Consider the following 17,284-nt stretch of genomic DNA (forward strand, 5'->3'; position numbering starts at 1 on the left):
CACATGATGAAAAATACATAGTATAGTACTAATAGAAAATCTGGATGGATGAAAAAATTGAATCTCCATTTTTCTTGTTTTCCGAAAGCTACATTACGTTTTACTACTACACGATGTTCTATTGATAGATAAATATGAAACTTACAAAAAACCACCTAATCAAGCTACTACCCGTTGTTGCACTCTTCATCTTTTGCCTTTTAGCTCATATGGCTTTAGGTTATCGCTTAAAAATAGCGTATGTATTCGCTATATTCTTTATTTTTCTATTGCTAAACAAGGCCACAGTGGTTTATAGGCCCCTGCTTATCATTCTTGGTATAGCAACTCTCGTTTATGCCCCTATCGGGCTTACATACGGATCACCAAACTTAAATTCAATTCTTTCGTTATTCTATACAAATAAACAAGAAGCTAGTGAGTTTATCTCTTCTATTCCAGTTGAATATTATCTCTTTAGTGCGCTTATCCTGATCTTTTGTTTATTATCTCTAAAAGTAAATGTTAATTTACATAGAAATATTAGTGTTTTTCTATTTTCTTTTGCATTAATTACAGTAATACACCATCCTTTAAAATCTTTTATACAGGGTGAAGAGTTCAATATTCTCGACTCTGGACTTCCTGAAATTAGGGCTGTCAAAGATGTCACTATCAACTTTATAAGGGTAAAAAGCGAATATGAAAAAATGCAACAAATACTCAGTGAACATGATACGTGGGGAACGGTGTCGGCAAAATCAAAATATAGCACTTATATTGTTGTGATTGGAGAAAGTGTACGTAGAGATTTTATGAATGTGTATGGATTTCCGATACATAATACACCTTTTATGAGCACTGCCAATGGGACACTTTTTACAAATTATATCTCAGTAGGTCCATCAACCCAGATATCATTGGCAAACTCACTAGCAATGGTCAAAGATGGTAAAAATATTTTAAGCAACAATATTGTTACATTAGCAAAAAAAGCGGGCTTTTATACCTACTGGATATCAAATCAAGGTTCTATGGGGATATTTGATACTCCGGTTGCCAGCATGGGAGCAAGGGCTGATTCTCCATTATTTATCAAAAAAGGTGAATCTAGTTCTGGTCTTAACAGAAATATTCCTGACACAGATATAATACCAATTGTGAAAAAAGCCTTAGAGGATAAGAGAGAAAAGAAGCTAATTGTTATCCATTTAATGGGTTCTCACTCCCCCTCTTGTACCAGAACAAATTATGAATACAAGGTATTCTTTAAGTCAGAACAGGTTTCTTGCTATATACAGAGTATTGAAAATACCGATGACTTGTTATCAATAATTACTGATGAAGCACAGAAAAATGAGAAGAATTGGTCTTTGATGTATTTTGCTGATCACGGAGTTTCTTTCTTTGAGAAAGATAGTAAGAAGATGAGGCTTGCTCATAATGATAAATATAAGCAAGATTATCAGGTTCCTATGTTTATTACATCTTACGATGATACGTCACGTAATATTATTAATGTTCAACGCAATTCAATGAATTTCTTAACACTATTTTCAGATTGGACAGGTATTAAAGAGTCTACAATACCTGAGAATTGTAAAATGTTGTCTAATGAAATATGTGAAAATCAAGATGATGTTCTGAACTTTAGTAATAAGGTCATGAAATATAGCTCATTACCGGAAGATAAAATTCCTGAATGAATTTTTATATTATGAGAAATATAAATAAGATCTATGTTGGTTTTGATTTCTAGATAAAATTAACTCATGACAAAGATAAGAGTAGGTGAGCAATGAATATTATGATAACAAATTTCCATACAGGGAATGGCGGCGGTCATACCACATATATCATGAATATAGTTAAATATTTTGATTATAATAAAGGAAAGCTGCTGATTGCTTGTCCACCTGAAAGCAGATTATACAAAGAACTTACCAATTCCGGATTTAATAATGTTATTCCTCTTTACTTTTTCTGCAAGCTTAATAAGCTAAAACAACTCGTAATAACCTGTAAGATTTTATCACAAATTGCCAGAAGACAAAAAATAGACATAATTCATACTAATGGAACTTCTGACAACAAAATCGCTATCCTCGCAAAAATACTTTTCGGGATGAAATGCAAAATAATCTATACAAAACATAATCATTATCCTGTATCTTGGTTATCCAAAATCAGGCTGAAAAAATTCAATGAAAGAATTATTTTCGTAAGTGATTCCACTAGAAATCAATGCTCCTCTTTTATCTCTGATAAACAAGTTGTTACTATAAAAAATGGTATTGATACTGATAAATGGAAAACTGAACATCCAGTTATAGAAAAAGGAAAAATAACACTTATTTCTTCTGCTGGAACCGCTGAACACAAAGGGTGGCATTTTTTGATAAGATGCTTGGCAAAAAATAAAGAGCTATCTGATAAATTTCGTATAAAAATTATTGGACGCATTCCTCGCCAAGAAGATATAAATAAATTAGTGGGTGCTCCTTTCTCTCACGTCGATATTGAATTTACTGGTTATATTAATGATGATAAAGAAATTATTAATTATATGGAAAATGCTTCTATAGGGTTTGTTTTATCCACTGATTGTGAAACTATCAGTTTTGCTTGCAGAGAAATGATGGCTTGCAGTTTACCTGTTATTGTCAGTGATTTCGGGGGATTACCAGAAAATGTTGATCATGGTGTCAATGGCTGGATCACAAAAGCAAGGGATGAAACATCAATACATAACGTTTTAAATTTGATTGCTAGTTTATCATCTCAGGAATTAAAAGAATTGTCTGAAAAAGCTAGAGAAAAAGCGGTTAATGAGTTTGATGTGAGAAAAATGGTTTCAGAAACGATAAGTACCTATAGTTCTGTTCGTAATTCTTAAATCTAAAAATTTACGGCCTGGAGAGCAGGCCGTCGTTCATTTTATTTTGGTTGTTCAGGCCAGATAATTTCTGATGCTAATGAAGTATCAATGCGATTCAGTGACACTCGATACCTTTTCCATTCGAGTAATAAGGCTTTTTCCTTATTAGTTGCTATTCCTAAATCAATAGCATCCTGCAAAGGCTGAATTACCTCATTTGCAGCAATCATTTTTTCTGACTTCTGGTTCTTTTCCTGTTGTCGTTGTTCTTCCAATGTATAAATGCGCTTGATGATTTTCTCACCGTCAAAAAACCACCCATCTGTGATAATTATCTCAGTTGGTACATCTTCTGGTGCAAGTTCAGCAACGGATAAATGGATAGGGAATAGACTAGATATATCCTTTGATATTGAAGTGATAACGCCATCTTTATTAAATGTGAATTTGATAGTTTCTTCTAAAAATTTTTCTTGAATCTGATACCAGTCATTACCTTCATCATCTCTTAAGTATTGAACACAAGATATGGCATCTTTCGGAATATAAGGCGTAAAAATACCAGTTTTCATAATGTCACCCTAGATCGAGGAGATTGTTACCCAAATACCATTTATGTATGCTTGTACAGGACGATAATGTACACTGGCAAGGTGCTGTCTTCCTGAACTCCACATTACTGTACCCAAGCCAACAAGGACATGCCCAGAAGGAGCAGACCAATCTTTTGTCTCGTCTGTCCACCCACCCTCTGTTACCCAACTTCCAAGTCGTAAATTAATCACCCCAACATCGTTCTTCAAAGCGTAGCGATTATCGCATTCACCTGTGGTATATGCACCGAGTTCTCCCGGAGAAGGTTTATTCATTGAACTATATACCCGAACACCTGGAGCCTCATACACTCCTTTACCGGAAATATATCCGGTTGCATCCACATTCCCGTTTACAATACCACCAGATTTTGGATACGCCCCCACATCCCCGGCAATAGGTTTATTCTGTGTGTTATATTCTTGTGCCCAAGGTGTCCATCCCGGACCGCTCCACGGGTATAAAGCCCGTGTATATATCCGACTGCTATTATAGACAAAATAACGTTGAATAGTGCCAGCAGCCTGTAAAACAACAAGAGAACCAGCGGATGCTTCGGGGTAGTTTTTACCGGCTGTCGCTTGTACATTTAAACCCTGATAATAAAGCCCTGGCGTTTGATAATCATTTAAATCGGCTTTGTCAGGGATCGATATTGCTTGCCCATTAAAGATATCTTGAGAGGTAATATTGACATCCCCACTCAGCACCTTGCCATTAACTTTCCGGCTATTCGGCACGGCACTTTTCGCCAGATTGACGGTTTCTGTTAAACCAAGGCTTTCTGTAGTTCATTAACTGACAGCAATCTTTGTCAAAGCAGCTTTTAAAGGCATTCAATGGGACTCAATATGGTAAAAATTGGGCAGATCTGAGTGTCAATAAATAACCAAAATAATGATTGAGAAAGAAACATATTAACCGCGATGGAATTACGAACAATAATCGGGTGAAAAACATACAGAAAAATTAGCCTCACTTTGCGTTTTAACGCAAGTTCATTTGAGATAAATAAATTTACTTTGTGTGTATGCGTGCATATGCTTATGTCAGGTTGGGAGGATATGAAATCAACCAACCTAATAAAAGAGCTGATTGCTGTTGGACGCGAACTTAGAAGGAGTTACCAATAACCGGAAAGACATACTCGGTTCCGCATCCCAAAAAATATCAGCCTATCAGTATTGTCAAATCTATAAAGAAAATGGTGAGAGTTTAATCCCCGTCGACTTTGGAGGTCATCATGTTTTTTTCAGTAGGTGTTGAGTTATCGAAAAATGAAAATACAGCGTATGGTTTGGTCATTCCTGCGCTGTGTGCCGAAGATTATGGCTGTTTTTCTGCCGCGGATAATAAAGAAGACATTGCGATAATGGCACGTGAGGCTATCTTGTTAACAGTAGAAGATATGGTCGCGAATAATAGCGCAGTTGAACATATTCAGGATGCTGGCTATCTGGTTTATGCAAAAAACGCAGAATATCAATACATTGATAACTGGTTTGTTATCAACGTTGATTTATCTGAGTTTTCCGGAAAGCAGAGGCATATTAATAATCGTGACAAAGAAAGTTTGGCACAATACGATGTTGAATAACAAAAGAACTTTAAAAGATGAGCTAAATAAAAACACTATTTTGCAAATCATAGTTATACAACTCTTAATTGTGTCTATAATCATAAAAAATTATGCCTGACTTTCTTCACCCATGAACGAACAAATACACGCAAAAACATCAAACGCAAAGTTGTTAAAATTTTATGTTTTCTTTTTGTATATCTAGCTCGTTTACTGTTGAATGAACTTCATTTCTTATCGATGAGTTGCGGGAATGCTCAGTGAGATTTATAATGATAAATATTTTCATTATATTTTTATTCTGTGTAATTTTTACGGTAATCAATATAAACATTATAATTACATTGTGTAATTAACTTTACATAGTGAAAAATATACTGATTTTTTATACGGGAAATTTTTTCGTTCTACTGTAAATCTAGATTCTGATAGTTTTTTTAATTTTGCGACAATTACCAACCTACAAAAAATCACATTCTTAACTGTGTAAAACTAAGGCTAATTAGATATAACGGCAAAAACTCAGCTTAAAAGCTATAAAAAGATTCTGGAAGTGTGATAGTACAGGACTGATTCTATTAGTGAGCGAGTAATAATGTTACTAGGTAGAGAACATTTTTCACAGTAAATCTTCACCTTAGTCATTAATTGATACAATTAATGGGAGGAAAGCAGTATAATACCCCATATCAATCATATTGATAATCAATTAAATGTCTTTAAATTTGACAATTAGGAGCAGGAATACTGATGTTGGTTCAATTCACACATGTACTTATATCAGAATATATATTTAGTATTGAAAGCTCTTTATTGAATAATTCTAAAGGATTCCTGTAGGTAACTAGCGGATTGTACTATTATGAATAATGATGTATTAGTTTCAATTATCATCCCGGCCTTTAATGTCGAAGATATTATAGAAAATGCTATTAATAGTGTTCTTAATCAGACATATAAAAACACTGAGATCATCATTGTCAACGATGGATCAACTGATGGCACAATGGATGTTCTTAACCGGCTGTCTGAACAATACTTCAATATTGAGGTGTTTTCTCAAGAAAACAGAGGGATTTCCGCAGCAAGAAACGTTGGCTTAAGTAAAGCTAAAGGGGATTATGTCACTTTCCTAGATAGTGATGACTCTTTTGAGCCTTCGTTTATTGAATCAGTGTTGCGAAAAAATGGTGAGACAAAGAGTGATATTACTTTTTGTTTGTTCAAGAATGTTTATACAGACAAAGAGATTTGTTCTAAAGATTATCGAGATTTAAATAATCTGGCATTCAATTTTTTGAATTTTGATTATTTTGGCATTTGTTGTATGTTAATAAAACGTAATTTTTTGTTAGAAAATAAAATTTGGTTTGATGAAAACCTAATTGTAGGAGAAGATATTTCATTTATTTTGTTATGTATCTGTAAAGCGAAGTTTTCTTACATCCCAGAATATCTTTATAATTATATTTACCGAAGTGATTCCATCATGAATAAGAGGTGGGATGTAAAGAATTATATAGATGAAATCCAAGCTTGGGACAAGATTTATCAAGATATGGACACGCAATACCATAACGAAGATCGTGAAACCTTTATGAGAAAAGTTAAATCAAAAGCTTTAAGCCTAAAAGGCCAGCTAATGTGGAAAATGCTAGCATCCAAAAGATTTGATGAGCTTTCTTCTTTTTTATCCGATTTTTCTTATCAAAGACAAGATGCTGAATTTATTCGGAAGAGAAATAAGTTTTTATTTAGGCTGAAAATAATTAAGTCTAAAAATAAAATAATTTGGTTGTTGGCTAATTTATTACTGACTAAAAGAAAAGACAGAATTTAATTTTTAGATAGTCATGACAACAATCTAAATGGCCTATAAAAACAGGCCATTTTAGACTGTTAATAAGCTTTATACTTTTGCATTAAAAAATTATCATCGTATAAAATTCATTTAAGAATTTTATCTTCTTTCACTGGTCAATTGTGTGCATTTTATAATGCACTTTCCTTTGGTGAGAAAAATACTGAAATATAACAATTACGTCTTCTATTGAAAAGTGCACAATTTGAATTACAGGGGCACAGGATCGGTTATAGCTCATTAATTCACAGCGATTCTTGATAAGTCAGTTTTCCAAGATATTCAATAGGAATAAATACGGTAAAATTTAACCACACATGGTAGATTCACATAATAAGTGCAACATCGTTAATCTGGAAGTAAACATGTTCGTATTCCTTTAAATAATTCATTCGGGGTTTTCCCACCCCGTGTTTTTCGAGGGCGATTATTTAATCGGTTTACCACAAAATTTATTTCCTGATCAGAGACTTCATTAAAATCCGTTCCCTTTGGAAAGTATTGTCTGATGAGTCCATTGATATTCTCATTGATCCCTCTTTCCCAAGGCGAGTAAGGGTGAGCAAAGTAAATTTGGGTTTCTAATTCTTCACCGATGATTTCATGATCTGCGAACTCCAAACCGTTATCGAACGTGATGGTCTTAACCCTTTGTTTTAACGGGTATAATACTTTCACTGCCGCTTTCGCGACTTCTGATGCCTGCTTGCTATCAAGTTTAACGATTATTGTATACAGCGTCTTGCGGTCAACCAATGTTAATAAGACACTTTTTTTATCTTTCCCTATTATCGTATCTCCTTCCCAGTCCCCAATACGTTCTTTTTTATCAACAATTTCCGGGCGTTCATCAATACTGACCCGATTTTTAATTTTACCTCTTCTTTCATAGCGACCATAGCGTTTGCGATAGGGTTTTCTGGCTATTCGCAGATGTTGCCATAAATCACCCCCCTCTCTTTTATCTTGATAAATCAGTCTATAAATCGTCTCATGATGCAAAGATATCCCTTTATGTTGCTTCAAATAATCAGCCACCTGTTCAGGGCTTAAATCTTTCCAAATTAACCGTTTTATCCATCTTTTTACTTCCGGCGTTATTTTCACGGCTTTCTTAGCAAAATGACGACGCGCCAATACCTTCAAATGAGCCTGTTCAGGGCAGTATGTCTGGACTTCTTGATTTCTCTTCAATTCTCTGCTGATGGTCGATGGGCTTCGTTTAAGTGACTCCGCAATAAAAAGCTGTGAAAAACCCGCTTCTTTTAAACTGGAAATCTGGTATCTTTCTGTTTCGGTCAGTTGTGTATAGGCCATAGTGCATTTTCCTTTGGCGAGAAAGATGCCTACTATAGCAACTGACCGCCCTTCTGAAAAATTGCACTTATTAGTCGAATCCGCCCATATATTTAATAACTATTTTGTTTACTTTATCCTGTTACTATGATCTATTAACGCTTGGCATGTTATGTGTATTTTCCTATACTGGGGGTTATGATGATACTTCTGTGTTATGTGGTTTCTTTTATATTGCAAGTAAAGTATTCGGGTTTAAATCGTAACTAAAATTTATTTTATTCACATAGCGAAAAATACATAGTATAGTACTAATAGAAAATCTGGATGGATGAAGAAATTGAACCTCCGTTTTTCTTGTTTTCGAAAGCTAAACCACGTTTTACTATTACACGATGTCCTATTGATAGATAAATATGAAACTTACAAAAAACCACCTAATCAAGCTATTACCCGTTGTTGCATTCTTCATCTTTTGCCTTTTAGCTCATATGGCTTTAGGCTATCGCTTAAAAATAGCGTATGTATTCGCTATATTCTTTATTTTTCTATTGCTAAACAAAGTCACTGTGGTTTACAGACCCCTGCTTATCGTTCTTGGTGTAGTAACTCTCGTTTATGCCCCTATCGGGCTTACATATGGCTCACCAAACTTCAACTCAATTCTTTCGTTATTCTATACAAACGAACAAGAAGCCAGTGAATTTATCTCTTCTATTCCAGTTGAATATTATCTCTTTAGTACGTTTATCCTGATCTCTTGTTTGTTCTCTCTGAAAGTAAAAATTAATTTACATAGAAATATTAACATTGTTCTATTCTCTTTTGCATTAATTACGGTAATACACCACCCTTTAAAGGCTTTTATACAGGGTAAGGAATTCAATATCCTTGACTCTGGACTTCCTGAAATTAGAGCAGTCAAAGATGTCACTATCAACTTTATAAGGGTAAAAAGTGAATATAAAAAAATGCAACAAATACTAAGTGAGAAGGATACGTGGGGAACGGTATCGGCAAAGCCAAAATATATCACCTACATTGTTGTTCAAGGTATATATTATATAAGTTCTAATTGTAAAACTGGGCCCGCTGATATCATAACCAATGAAGTAAATTGCGAGCTATATCCTGTTGATAAACCCTCTGAATTAATAAGTAAATTACAGAATACAGAATATAGTTAACGTAAAAAACTATCTGACAGTGATAAAATAAAAATGGCGATTTCAAATTATTTGAAAAGAGTAAAATCAGCACTTGACGTTTAATGGCATCTACTAAATAATACAAGAGGTATGATAATGCAAGGTTCATATTTACATTCTAACAAAAAGTTATCAATTATAGTTGCAGCACATAACTTAGAGGATTTAATAGGAAAATGCTTAGAGAGCGTAAAAAAATGCCTATATAAAGTCTCTTCTGATGATTATGAGGTTTTGCTGATAGATGACAGTTCTTTTGATTCAACCCCATCAATTTTAAAAAAATTCTCTGAAGAAAATGAGTCTTTTATTTATATAAGAAAGGAGTTTAGGAACTTAGGTAAAGTAAAAAAATATGCAGTAGAGATAAGTAGTGGAGAGTATATAACTTTCGTTGATGGTGATGATTTTTTATCTGATTTTTCTATGAGAGAAATTTTAGACTTCTTAGAATATAGACAGCCGGATATATTTATCAGTAAGTTAAATGAAGTAAGAAAAGATGCGGATATAATAGAAAGGTCGAGGTTATCATCTCCCATAAAACTTCACAGAAACACGGCAATAAAAGAATTTTTAATTCATAAGAAATTTCAGGCGCATTCAATAGGGAAGTTTTTTAGGAAGGAGTTATTTTGTGGAAGTAATTTTCCTGAAGTTCCTTGTTATGAAGATGCGTTATCATTTCCTTCTTTTTTAGTTAAGTGTAATAGTATTTATTATACTAATATGAAATACTATAATTATATAAAGAGAGAAGGTAGTCTTTCTAATTCTATTAATGACGTAAAAGTAAATATAATGGCAGAAGTGATCTTAATAATGGATAAAACTTTCGGTAAAAATTTTAGGAATCTCACAGCCTGCCATGCTATAGAACTCATCTATAAATATGAGGATAAATTATCAAAAAAATATTCTGACTCCATCTATCAGATAGTGAAAAACCTTTCGATATTAGGATTCATGCTAGATAGTAATATTCGATTTAGTTTTAAAAGAAAATTTATGAAAATAAGAAAAAATATGATTTCAACGAATGGATAATGTTTTACCTTTTCATTTGAGGAGATCTTGGTGCTATGACCACAGCATAGTTAAGTGATAAGAGAATTATTAAGAAAATGAAAAACATAGAAAACACTGATGATTGGTTTCAACTTTGAGGGTTAATGGTGTCGTTGAAATATTTGGAAATGTTAGAAATTTCATAGCTTGTTTTTTATTTAGAGCCTCCCTACTTTTTACCAGGAAAAAAATGAAAATTTTTATAATTAACTTAGAATCAGATGTCGAAAGAAAGTATTCGATGTTACAGCAAGCATCATCTTTGAGATTGGATGTTGAAATAATCAAAGCGGTAAATGGCAAACAGCTTTCCAAAGATGAAGTAATGAAACTTAGTCGCGACTTTTATAATAACGGGATGACTCTTGGAGAGCTAGGATGCTCGTTAAGCCATCTATTAGTCTACCAGAGAATTGTCGACGAAAACATTCCTTTAGCTCTTATCATGGAAGACGATGCAGAAATCAATAAAAATATCTCTGATGTACTGAGTGCATTAGATAAATTCAACACCAAAAATCCTAACAAACCCAATATCATTTTACTTAATAAAACTAACGAATATATTGACACTTTCAAGAAAAATATAACGGGTCAGTATTATTTAGTTAATGTGATTGAAGCAGCTTGTACTTATGGTTATGTAATTAATAATTACGCTGCACAATGTTTACTTGATTTTCTACAGCCCGTTTGGCTTGAAGCTGATAAGTGGCGTTTTCTCAATGAAAGACGGATCATAAAAGTGAAAGCAGTGGTACCTCCGGTCATCTCTACAACGCCGCTATATCTTCAATCAAACTTGGCGCTAGAAAGAAAAAAACAAAAGCAAAGTAGGCAAGAATTCTTCAGAATTCAAAGAAAAAGAAGGTCATTATACGTAAAATTATATACAATGTTTTGGCGGATATTTATCCGCTTATTGGTGAAACGGATAAAGCCATAAATATTATATTGAGGATATTGATAAGTTCAGGTTTAATATATGATCTTTTACTAAAAAATACTTAAAATTAAGTTATCGTTCTGACACTATGAAAGTAGTATTTTGTTTGTTATCATACCAAGTAATAGTGAATTTTATAAAAGTCAATGAGTAAATATTATGTTATTTTCTGATTCAAGTGATGTTACCCTGGTCATTACAAGTTGTGGCCGGTTTGATTTATTAAAGCAAACTATTGAGTCGTTTGATAAGTATAATTCTTATCCTATAAAAGAGGTTGTTGTAACGGAGGATTCTGGAGATAAGTCTATTCATTCTGTCATACCTGAGCACTGGCTACCATACTGTGAAATTATTTTAAACAATCCTAAACTAGGGCAAATTAAGTCAATTGATCTGGCATATAGTAAAGTAAAAACTGACTATATCTTCCATTGTGAAGACGATTGGCTTTTCTATAGAGATAGATTTATTGAGGATTCTTTTGTTGCTTTGAAGTCTGATAAAAACATACTCCAAGTCTGGCTCAGAGATTTAAAAGAGGATGTGATGCTTCATTATCCATTCCATTACCCTAGTAATTTTAGAGAATTAGAAGGTGTTTGTTTTTCTACTCTGGAAAGCAATGATTTCAGATGGAGGGGATTCAGTTTTAATCCAGGGCTTAGAAGAAAATCAGATTATGAATTATTCATGCCCTATAATCTAGCAGGTGATACAGAGATGACACTATCAAAGAAGTATGCAGAAATAGATAAATATGCAGTTATTTTAGATAAAAGCGCAGTTAGGCATATCGGTTGGGATGATCATATAAAAACAGATGAAGAGATAAGACAGAGGAAACGCGAAAATAGAAGGAAAATAAAGTATTTTACTTTTGGTGTAATTACAGGATGCTTTTTAATGTATTTTATTAAAGGATTTTAATTAATATCTATTTGATTTATGTGTATTAATGAGTGATCTAATGGTTTGCGGGGGCTTCATGCAAATTAAAGGGTTTTATATTTGGTTCCCGCAATATTTACGAGTTTTCCTCCTGATACTTTACTTTAGTAAATTTCAGTAAACTATCGGCTTCCTTAGTTGCATGATCATGATAGATAATTCTAAAACTAAAAGTGTAATACATCGCATAATACGAGTTAAAGAAAACTATGTAAACTCGTTAATTTATCATCTAAAGCTTGTTCATAGTTTTTTCAAAATGAATGTATTTTTCTCTAAATAAATCGTTATTTTGGTTGCTTTATGACCAGCAAAGAAGGTGCGGCACCTATCATTCGGGTTTTGCGTTCATACGGCAGTGTAAAGGACTCACAAACATAGCATCAATTGAATGCTTTTTAAACTATGGCGCATCCATGCACCATAGTGTTACCTAAGTTCATGTTTTGCTGCTTCAGCTAAAAAGTGACTTCTATCTCGATATTGTGTCGGACTTTCTTTGACGCGATTATCAATACGCTGAATGAGTGTATCGGGTAATGAGATATTAATACGCTGTTGTTTTCCGGAAAACTCAGATAAATCAACGTTGATAACAAACCAGTTATCAATGTATTGATATTCTGCGTTTTTTGCATAAACCAGATAGCCAGCATCCTGAATATGTTCAACTGCGCTATTATTCGCGACCATATCTTTTACTGTTAACAAGATAGCCTCACGTGCCATTATCGCAATGTCTTCTTTATTATCCGCGGCAGAAAAACAGCCATAATCTTCGGCACACAGCGCAGGAATGACCAAACCATACGCTGTATTTTCATTTTTCGATAACTCAACACCTACTGAAAAAAACATGATGACCTCCAAAGTCGACGGGGATTAAACTCTCACCATTTTCTTTATAGATTTGGCAATACTGATAGGCTGATATTTTTTGGGATGCGGAACCGAGTATGTCTTTCCGGTTATTGGTAACTCCTTCTAAGTTCGCGTCCAACAGCAATCAGCTCTTTTATCAGGTTGGTTGATTTCATATCCTCCCAATCTGACATAAGCATATGCACGCATACACACAAAGTAAATTTATTTATCTCAAATGAACTTGCGTTAAAACGCAAAGTGAGGCTAATTTTCTGTATATTTTCCACCCAATTATTGTTCGTAATTCCATCATAGTTAATACATTTCTTTCTCAATCATTATTTTGGTTATTTATTGGTACTCAGATCTGCCCAATTTTTACCATATTGAGTCCCATTGAATGCCTTTAAAAGCTGCGTTGACAAAGATTGCCGTCAGTTAATGAACTACAGAAAGCCTTGGTTTAACAGAAACCGTGGAGTTGGCGAAAAGTGCTTACCCAAAATCCGGTGGTGTTTTGGGTGGGTACTTGGATGCAACAGGGTCTATTTCCGGCAGAGGTGTGTATGAATACCCAAGTATTCGTGTTTATAGTGCTGTAAACAAACCGTCACCGGGCGAGCTAGGCGCATATACCACAGGTGAATGTGATGGGCGATATGGCAGCAAAAATATGGCCTTAAAGTCTACAAATGGTTGGTGGAAATGTGGCGATACTGGAGTGATTTATCAGTGGGGAGTAACTCGAGTTCTAGAGCCTCTAGAGATTATCACAGTTCAGCTACCAGTTAGGTTCTCTAATGCATGTGTGAATGTAATGTTAACAGTGAATCGACTAGGAGCCAGTGGTGGTATAGCTAATGGTTACGCCGCTGTTCTAAGTCCATCTTCATTCAAATTGACTAATGACTATGCTAATACTGGTATTAGTGTAGGTTATTATTGGTTAGCAGTGGGGTATTAATTATGTATTATTACAGTGCAACAACTAACGCATTTTATCCAGCCGAATGGAAACAAGACTATATCAATGCAGGTTCATTTCCAAATGATGCAGTGGAAGTTAATGAGGCTATTTTCATTGAGTTTGCTGGCAGTATTCCACCAGAGGGTAAATACCGAATAGCGGGTAAAAATGGTTTACCAGAATGGGCAGATATTCCTCCCCCCACAAAAGAAGAATTACAGCAACAGGCTAAATTTCAAAAACAGCAATTAATAGCTGAAGCAACAAACCAAATCGCACCATTACAAGATGCTATTGATCTAAATATGGCAAATGATGAGGAAAAAGCACAATTAGTAGCTTGGAAAAAATACCAAATATCACTAAGTCGTATTGATGTCACATTAGCACCGGACATTAACTGGCCTAAAAAACCATACTGATATGTATTTTTGTTATCGGGCTGCATAAGCAGCCCTTATTGTTGTCATTCTGGCATCTCAGGCCATTTAATATCAGGGACCAATGAAGTGTCAACACGGTTCAGCAATACCAGATACTTTTTCCATTCAAGTAACAATGCCTGTTCCTCTTCCGAAGCCAATTCCGTATCAACGGCATATTGGAGTAACGTAATGGTTTCATTAGCTTGTGTACACAGTGTGCCGCGTAGTTGTTCTGCCTGCTCAATCTCACTGTTCTTTATTGCCGCTTTGTCAGCCACCCACTTTGAGCCATCCCATTTATCAAAATGAGTAGCAGGTTGTTCGAATGTCAGGGTTTTGGGTAGTTCACCCAGATCAGTAATTTCTTGCGGTAAGCGAGTTTGTGTGTTGTAAGCTGTTTTTCCACGGTAATCGGGTACAATTTCCCAGTGATTTCCGTCTGCCGTGCGCCTGACAGCCATAAAATCGGATTCAGGAAGTGTCGGGGTATCTGTATAGGAGCTCGCCGGTATGCCTACTCCCTTCATTAGATATTCTGGTGTCGTGCCGATAAATTCCCTTGAATTAGGCGCTGCATGGTAGATTGTCAGCCAGCCCGCTTTTTCTGCTAATCCATCTTTACCTAATGTGGCAATCTCATATTCTAAAGAGTATTTTTGTGTATTCATTATGCTGCTCTCACTATGTAGTTAAATGCAATGTTGCGAGGTCTGTTCTCTGAAGCAACAGGGACAACTCGTGAAGCATCAAAGAGAACTTGTTTTTGCCAGACATCTGTATATTCATTTCCTGGAGCCTTTTCACCTGAAAGAGAAAAACATCCTCCATAACTATTATTTCCACGTAAAATTGTACCTGGGGTATAACCAGTAATATTACGAATTGCATCCCCCTGATGAGTTAAAACCCCACGACCACGATCCACACCGCGCCCATCATCCCAGCCACGAATAAATTCACCGCGCAAATCAGGCAGCACACCTGATGGATAAGCTATAGCTAATTGTGGATATAGTGATTTATTAAATGATTGACCGTTGCATGCGAGATAACCAGCAGGCACATTTGGTAACGGCCATGGGATGGGTGAGCCGACAGATATGTTGATATCATCAAGTGTTGCTAACGTGCCGGATTTTTCTGGTGTTGCTAAAGTATATTTGCGATTGCTGTTTTCATCATTAGCGTATATCGTCAAACGATTGCCAGCTGTTCCTTCAATACCGATAAAATGCTTGTTTGCTGCTCTGAATTCGATATTCGGCCAATTCGATCCATTGTTTATTCTTAAGGTGCCTGTTTGAGCGCTTAATGTACTCGAAATCGGTAAAGCCCCCACATCTCCGGCATTCAAACTGACATCCCCACTCAACGCCTTGCCATTAATTTTCCGGCTGTTCGGCACAGCACTTTTCGCCAATTCCACGGTTTCTGTTAAACCAAGGTTTTTTATAAACTCACTTTTATTAGGGATATCTGCGCCATTTTGGTTTTTCGCCAATCTGCTGTTAGCATTATCTGTAGCCCTGTTCGCTTCATCATGAGCATTTTTAGCCGCTACATTTGCTGTATTTGCAAAATCGTATGCCCCCTTAACCGCCTTTGGCGTCGCAGCTAAGGTTTCATTTGTGCTATTTGTCGCACTACTCAGTTGTACAATCCCTTTCTGAGTCAATGAGGCATCAGAAACACCACTCAATTTGCTCTCAGCGATTTTTCTAACATCGTGAACCGCTTTCGGCGTCGCAGCTTGGTCTTCTCTGTCAGAATTTGTCGCACTGTTGAGTTGCGATATCCCCTTTTGTGTCAGTGAAGCAGCAGGGATTTCTGTAGTAATTTTATGTTTTAATGCTAAATCCAATTGCGCTACGAGTTTCTCCAGATCACCATCATCCATAACGTCTTCACCGGTTTTTTCTGCAATATATTTCCCTATCACCGCAGCAATAACCGAAGATTGGCGCCAAACTTTATTTAATCGCTCACTCCTCGCTATTCCCGATTTAAAACCCTCCCCAATAAAATCTGAACTTTCATATTCTTCTTGTGACAAAGTATTCGCGTTTTCACCAATGGCAAATGCTTTAAAATCATTTTTAGCCATTTCTAACCCTCCACTATATGGTAATTAACCGTTATCCCCATAGGTTTAAGCGAGAGATAACCCTGATGGATGATTTCTTTAGTAATTGTACTGATTGATTTTCCTTTAATCGTTACTGTGAATGACATATCCAAGTTATCTTCAAAAGATACCGATAGGCCATTATTTGAATGAATAAAACTCAGGATGTTATTAAATGACTCAGCCGTTCCATCCCAGTTATTTGCGCCTATTTTAGCTTTAATGACAACCCGATAATTATCATCATCCAGTTTGATATAACTTTTATCACTGTCAAACCGCCCTTTCCATTGACCACTATCAAATCCTAAGTCAGTAATATCAAAGGAGAAGTAATAGGATTCAATTGGAGTTTGGATCATTCGATTTCTTCCTACCCATTCTCCAATAATGTCAAGCTGTTTGCCCACCGCTTTATCAAGGTCAAAACGGCTAATCAGTAAATCTGTTGTCAGCGCATTCTGGTTGAAAATATCAGTCACAGCTTCAAGCATCCTGACATATTTTTTACCTTCCATGTGATATGCAGGAATTAGTTTCATA

Annotated in this window: 17 protein-coding genes and 2 pseudogenes; 11 read left to right on the forward strand and 8 right to left on the reverse strand. The window is 35.2% G+C overall.

Annotation, left to right across the window (positions count from 1 at the left end):
* Positions 1 to 134: 134 nt before the first annotated feature.
* Together PluTT01m_RS27620 and PluTT01m_RS15525 are read left to right on the forward strand one after the other, a co-directional pair.
* A complete protein-coding gene (locus tag PluTT01m_RS27620) occupies positions 135 to 1,685 on the forward strand; it encodes a sulfatase-like hydrolase/transferase (RefSeq protein ID WP_011147228.1) in 1,551 nt (516 codons plus the stop codon).
* Positions 1,686 to 1,777: 92 nt separating this feature from the next.
* The gene (locus tag PluTT01m_RS15525) at positions 1,778 to 2,875 is read left to right on the forward strand and encodes a glycosyltransferase family 4 protein (RefSeq protein ID WP_011147227.1); all 1,098 of its coding nucleotides are present in this window, start codon (positions 1,778 to 1,780) and stop codon (positions 2,873 to 2,875) included.
* 41 nt (positions 2,876 to 2,916) lie between these two features.
* Here the strand turns inward: PluTT01m_RS15525 and PluTT01m_RS15530 are convergent, their stop codons facing one another.
* Positions 2,917 to 3,429 carry a tail fiber assembly protein gene (locus tag PluTT01m_RS15530; RefSeq protein WP_011147226.1) on the reverse strand — a complete coding sequence of 171 codons (513 nt, stop codon included), beginning with the start codon at positions 3,427 to 3,429 and terminating at the stop codon, positions 2,917 to 2,919.
* Between the two features lie 9 nt (positions 3,430 to 3,438).
* Complete coding sequence (locus tag PluTT01m_RS15535) at positions 3,439 to 4,191, reverse strand: pyocin knob domain-containing protein (protein WP_011147225.1); 753 nt, start codon at positions 4,189 to 4,191, stop codon at positions 3,439 to 3,441.
* A 324-nt stretch (positions 4,192 to 4,515) separates the two neighbouring features.
* Between PluTT01m_RS15535 and PluTT01m_RS27625 the strand changes: the two are divergent.
* The 3 genes and pseudogenes from PluTT01m_RS27625 to PluTT01m_RS15550 all read left to right on the forward strand — a co-directional run bounded on the left by PluTT01m_RS27625 (position 4,516) and on the right by PluTT01m_RS15550 (position 6,870).
* Positions 4,516 to 4,670 (forward strand): annotated as a pseudogene (locus PluTT01m_RS27625) (type II toxin-antitoxin system HicA family toxin).
* A 24-nt stretch (positions 4,671 to 4,694) separates the two neighbouring features.
* Positions 4,695 to 5,048 carry a type II toxin-antitoxin system HicB family antitoxin gene (locus PluTT01m_RS15545; protein ID WP_011147231.1) on the forward strand — a complete coding sequence of 118 codons (354 nt, stop codon included), beginning with the start codon at positions 4,695 to 4,697 and terminating at the stop codon, positions 5,046 to 5,048.
* A gap of 844 nt (positions 5,049 to 5,892) precedes the next feature.
* Positions 5,893 to 6,870: a glycosyltransferase family 2 protein gene (locus tag PluTT01m_RS15550; protein WP_011147232.1), complete on the forward strand. Its 978-nt coding sequence runs from the start codon at positions 5,893 to 5,895 to the stop codon at positions 6,868 to 6,870.
* Positions 6,871 to 7,239: 369 nt separating this feature from the next.
* On the opposite strand, the gene PluTT01m_RS15555 is transcribed toward PluTT01m_RS15550, so the two are convergent.
* Complete coding sequence (locus PluTT01m_RS15555; protein ID WP_011147233.1) at positions 7,240 to 8,208, reverse strand: IS30-like element ISPlu1 family transposase; 969 nt, start codon at positions 8,206 to 8,208, stop codon at positions 7,240 to 7,242.
* Positions 8,209 to 8,603: 395 nt separating this feature from the next.
* Here PluTT01m_RS15555 and PluTT01m_RS15560 point away from each other — a divergent pair, with 395 nt between their 5' ends.
* From PluTT01m_RS15560 to PluTT01m_RS15575, 4 genes are all read left to right on the forward strand, one after another.
* Complete coding sequence (locus tag PluTT01m_RS15560; RefSeq protein ID WP_011147234.1) at positions 8,604 to 9,374, forward strand: hypothetical protein; 771 nt, start codon at positions 8,604 to 8,606, stop codon at positions 9,372 to 9,374.
* Between the two features lie 117 nt (positions 9,375 to 9,491).
* Entirely contained in the window at positions 9,492 to 10,442 is a 951-nt protein-coding gene (locus PluTT01m_RS15565; protein ID WP_041380158.1) for a glycosyltransferase family 2 protein, read from the forward strand.
* 211 nt (positions 10,443 to 10,653) lie between these two features.
* Positions 10,654 to 11,409, forward strand: coding sequence for a glycosyltransferase family 25 protein (locus PluTT01m_RS15570; RefSeq protein WP_011147236.1), 756 nt, complete (start codon positions 10,654 to 10,656; stop codon positions 11,407 to 11,409).
* Between the two features lie 159 nt (positions 11,410 to 11,568).
* Complete coding sequence (locus PluTT01m_RS15575) at positions 11,569 to 12,339, forward strand: glycosyltransferase family 2 protein (protein ID WP_011147237.1); 771 nt, start codon at positions 11,569 to 11,571, stop codon at positions 12,337 to 12,339.
* Between the two features lie 450 nt (positions 12,340 to 12,789).
* On the opposite strand, the gene PluTT01m_RS15580 is transcribed toward PluTT01m_RS15575, so the two are convergent.
* Both PluTT01m_RS15580 and PluTT01m_RS27630 read right to left on the reverse strand, forming a co-directional pair.
* Positions 12,790 to 13,218 (reverse strand): type II toxin-antitoxin system HicB family antitoxin, encoded by a 429-nt coding sequence (locus PluTT01m_RS15580; protein ID WP_011147238.1) that lies wholly within the window; start codon positions 13,216 to 13,218, stop codon positions 12,790 to 12,792.
* A 24-nt stretch (positions 13,219 to 13,242) separates the two neighbouring features.
* Positions 13,243 to 13,397: pseudogene (locus PluTT01m_RS27630) on the reverse strand (type II toxin-antitoxin system HicA family toxin).
* A gap of 500 nt (positions 13,398 to 13,897) precedes the next feature.
* Here PluTT01m_RS27630 and PluTT01m_RS28270 point away from each other — a divergent pair.
* The gene (locus PluTT01m_RS28270; protein WP_413679249.1) at positions 13,898 to 14,188 is read left to right on the forward strand and encodes a gp53-like domain-containing protein; all 291 of its coding nucleotides are present in this window, start codon (positions 13,898 to 13,900) and stop codon (positions 14,186 to 14,188) included.
* Between the two features lie 2 nt (positions 14,189 to 14,190).
* Complete coding sequence (locus PluTT01m_RS15595; protein WP_011147240.1) at positions 14,191 to 14,613, forward strand: tail fiber assembly protein; 423 nt, start codon at positions 14,191 to 14,193, stop codon at positions 14,611 to 14,613.
* A gap of 44 nt (positions 14,614 to 14,657) precedes the next feature.
* Here PluTT01m_RS15595 and PluTT01m_RS15600 read toward each other — a convergent pair whose 3' ends face one another.
* Genes PluTT01m_RS15600 through PluTT01m_RS15610 form a run of 3 tightly spaced genes read right to left on the reverse strand, consistent with a single transcriptional unit; the run spans position 14,658 to position 17,283 of the window.
* Positions 14,658 to 15,284, reverse strand: coding sequence for a tail fiber assembly protein (locus PluTT01m_RS15600; protein ID WP_011147241.1), 627 nt, complete (start codon positions 15,282 to 15,284; stop codon positions 14,658 to 14,660).
* Positions 15,284 to 16,720: a phage tail protein gene (locus PluTT01m_RS15605; RefSeq protein ID WP_011147242.1), complete on the reverse strand. Its 1,437-nt coding sequence runs from the start codon at positions 16,718 to 16,720 to the stop codon at positions 15,284 to 15,286. Before PluTT01m_RS15605 ends, PluTT01m_RS15600 begins: the two co-directional genes overlap by 1 nt.
* 2 nt (positions 16,721 to 16,722) lie before the next feature.
* The gene (locus PluTT01m_RS15610; RefSeq protein WP_113042590.1) at positions 16,723 to 17,283 is read right to left on the reverse strand and encodes a DUF2612 domain-containing protein; all 561 of its coding nucleotides are present in this window, start codon (positions 17,281 to 17,283) and stop codon (positions 16,723 to 16,725) included.
* Position 17,284: the final 1 nt, after the last annotated feature.

Source organism: Photorhabdus laumondii subsp. laumondii (genome assembly GCF_003343245.1).
Taxonomy (GTDB): domain Bacteria; phylum Pseudomonadota; class Gammaproteobacteria; order Enterobacterales; family Enterobacteriaceae; genus Photorhabdus; species Photorhabdus laumondii.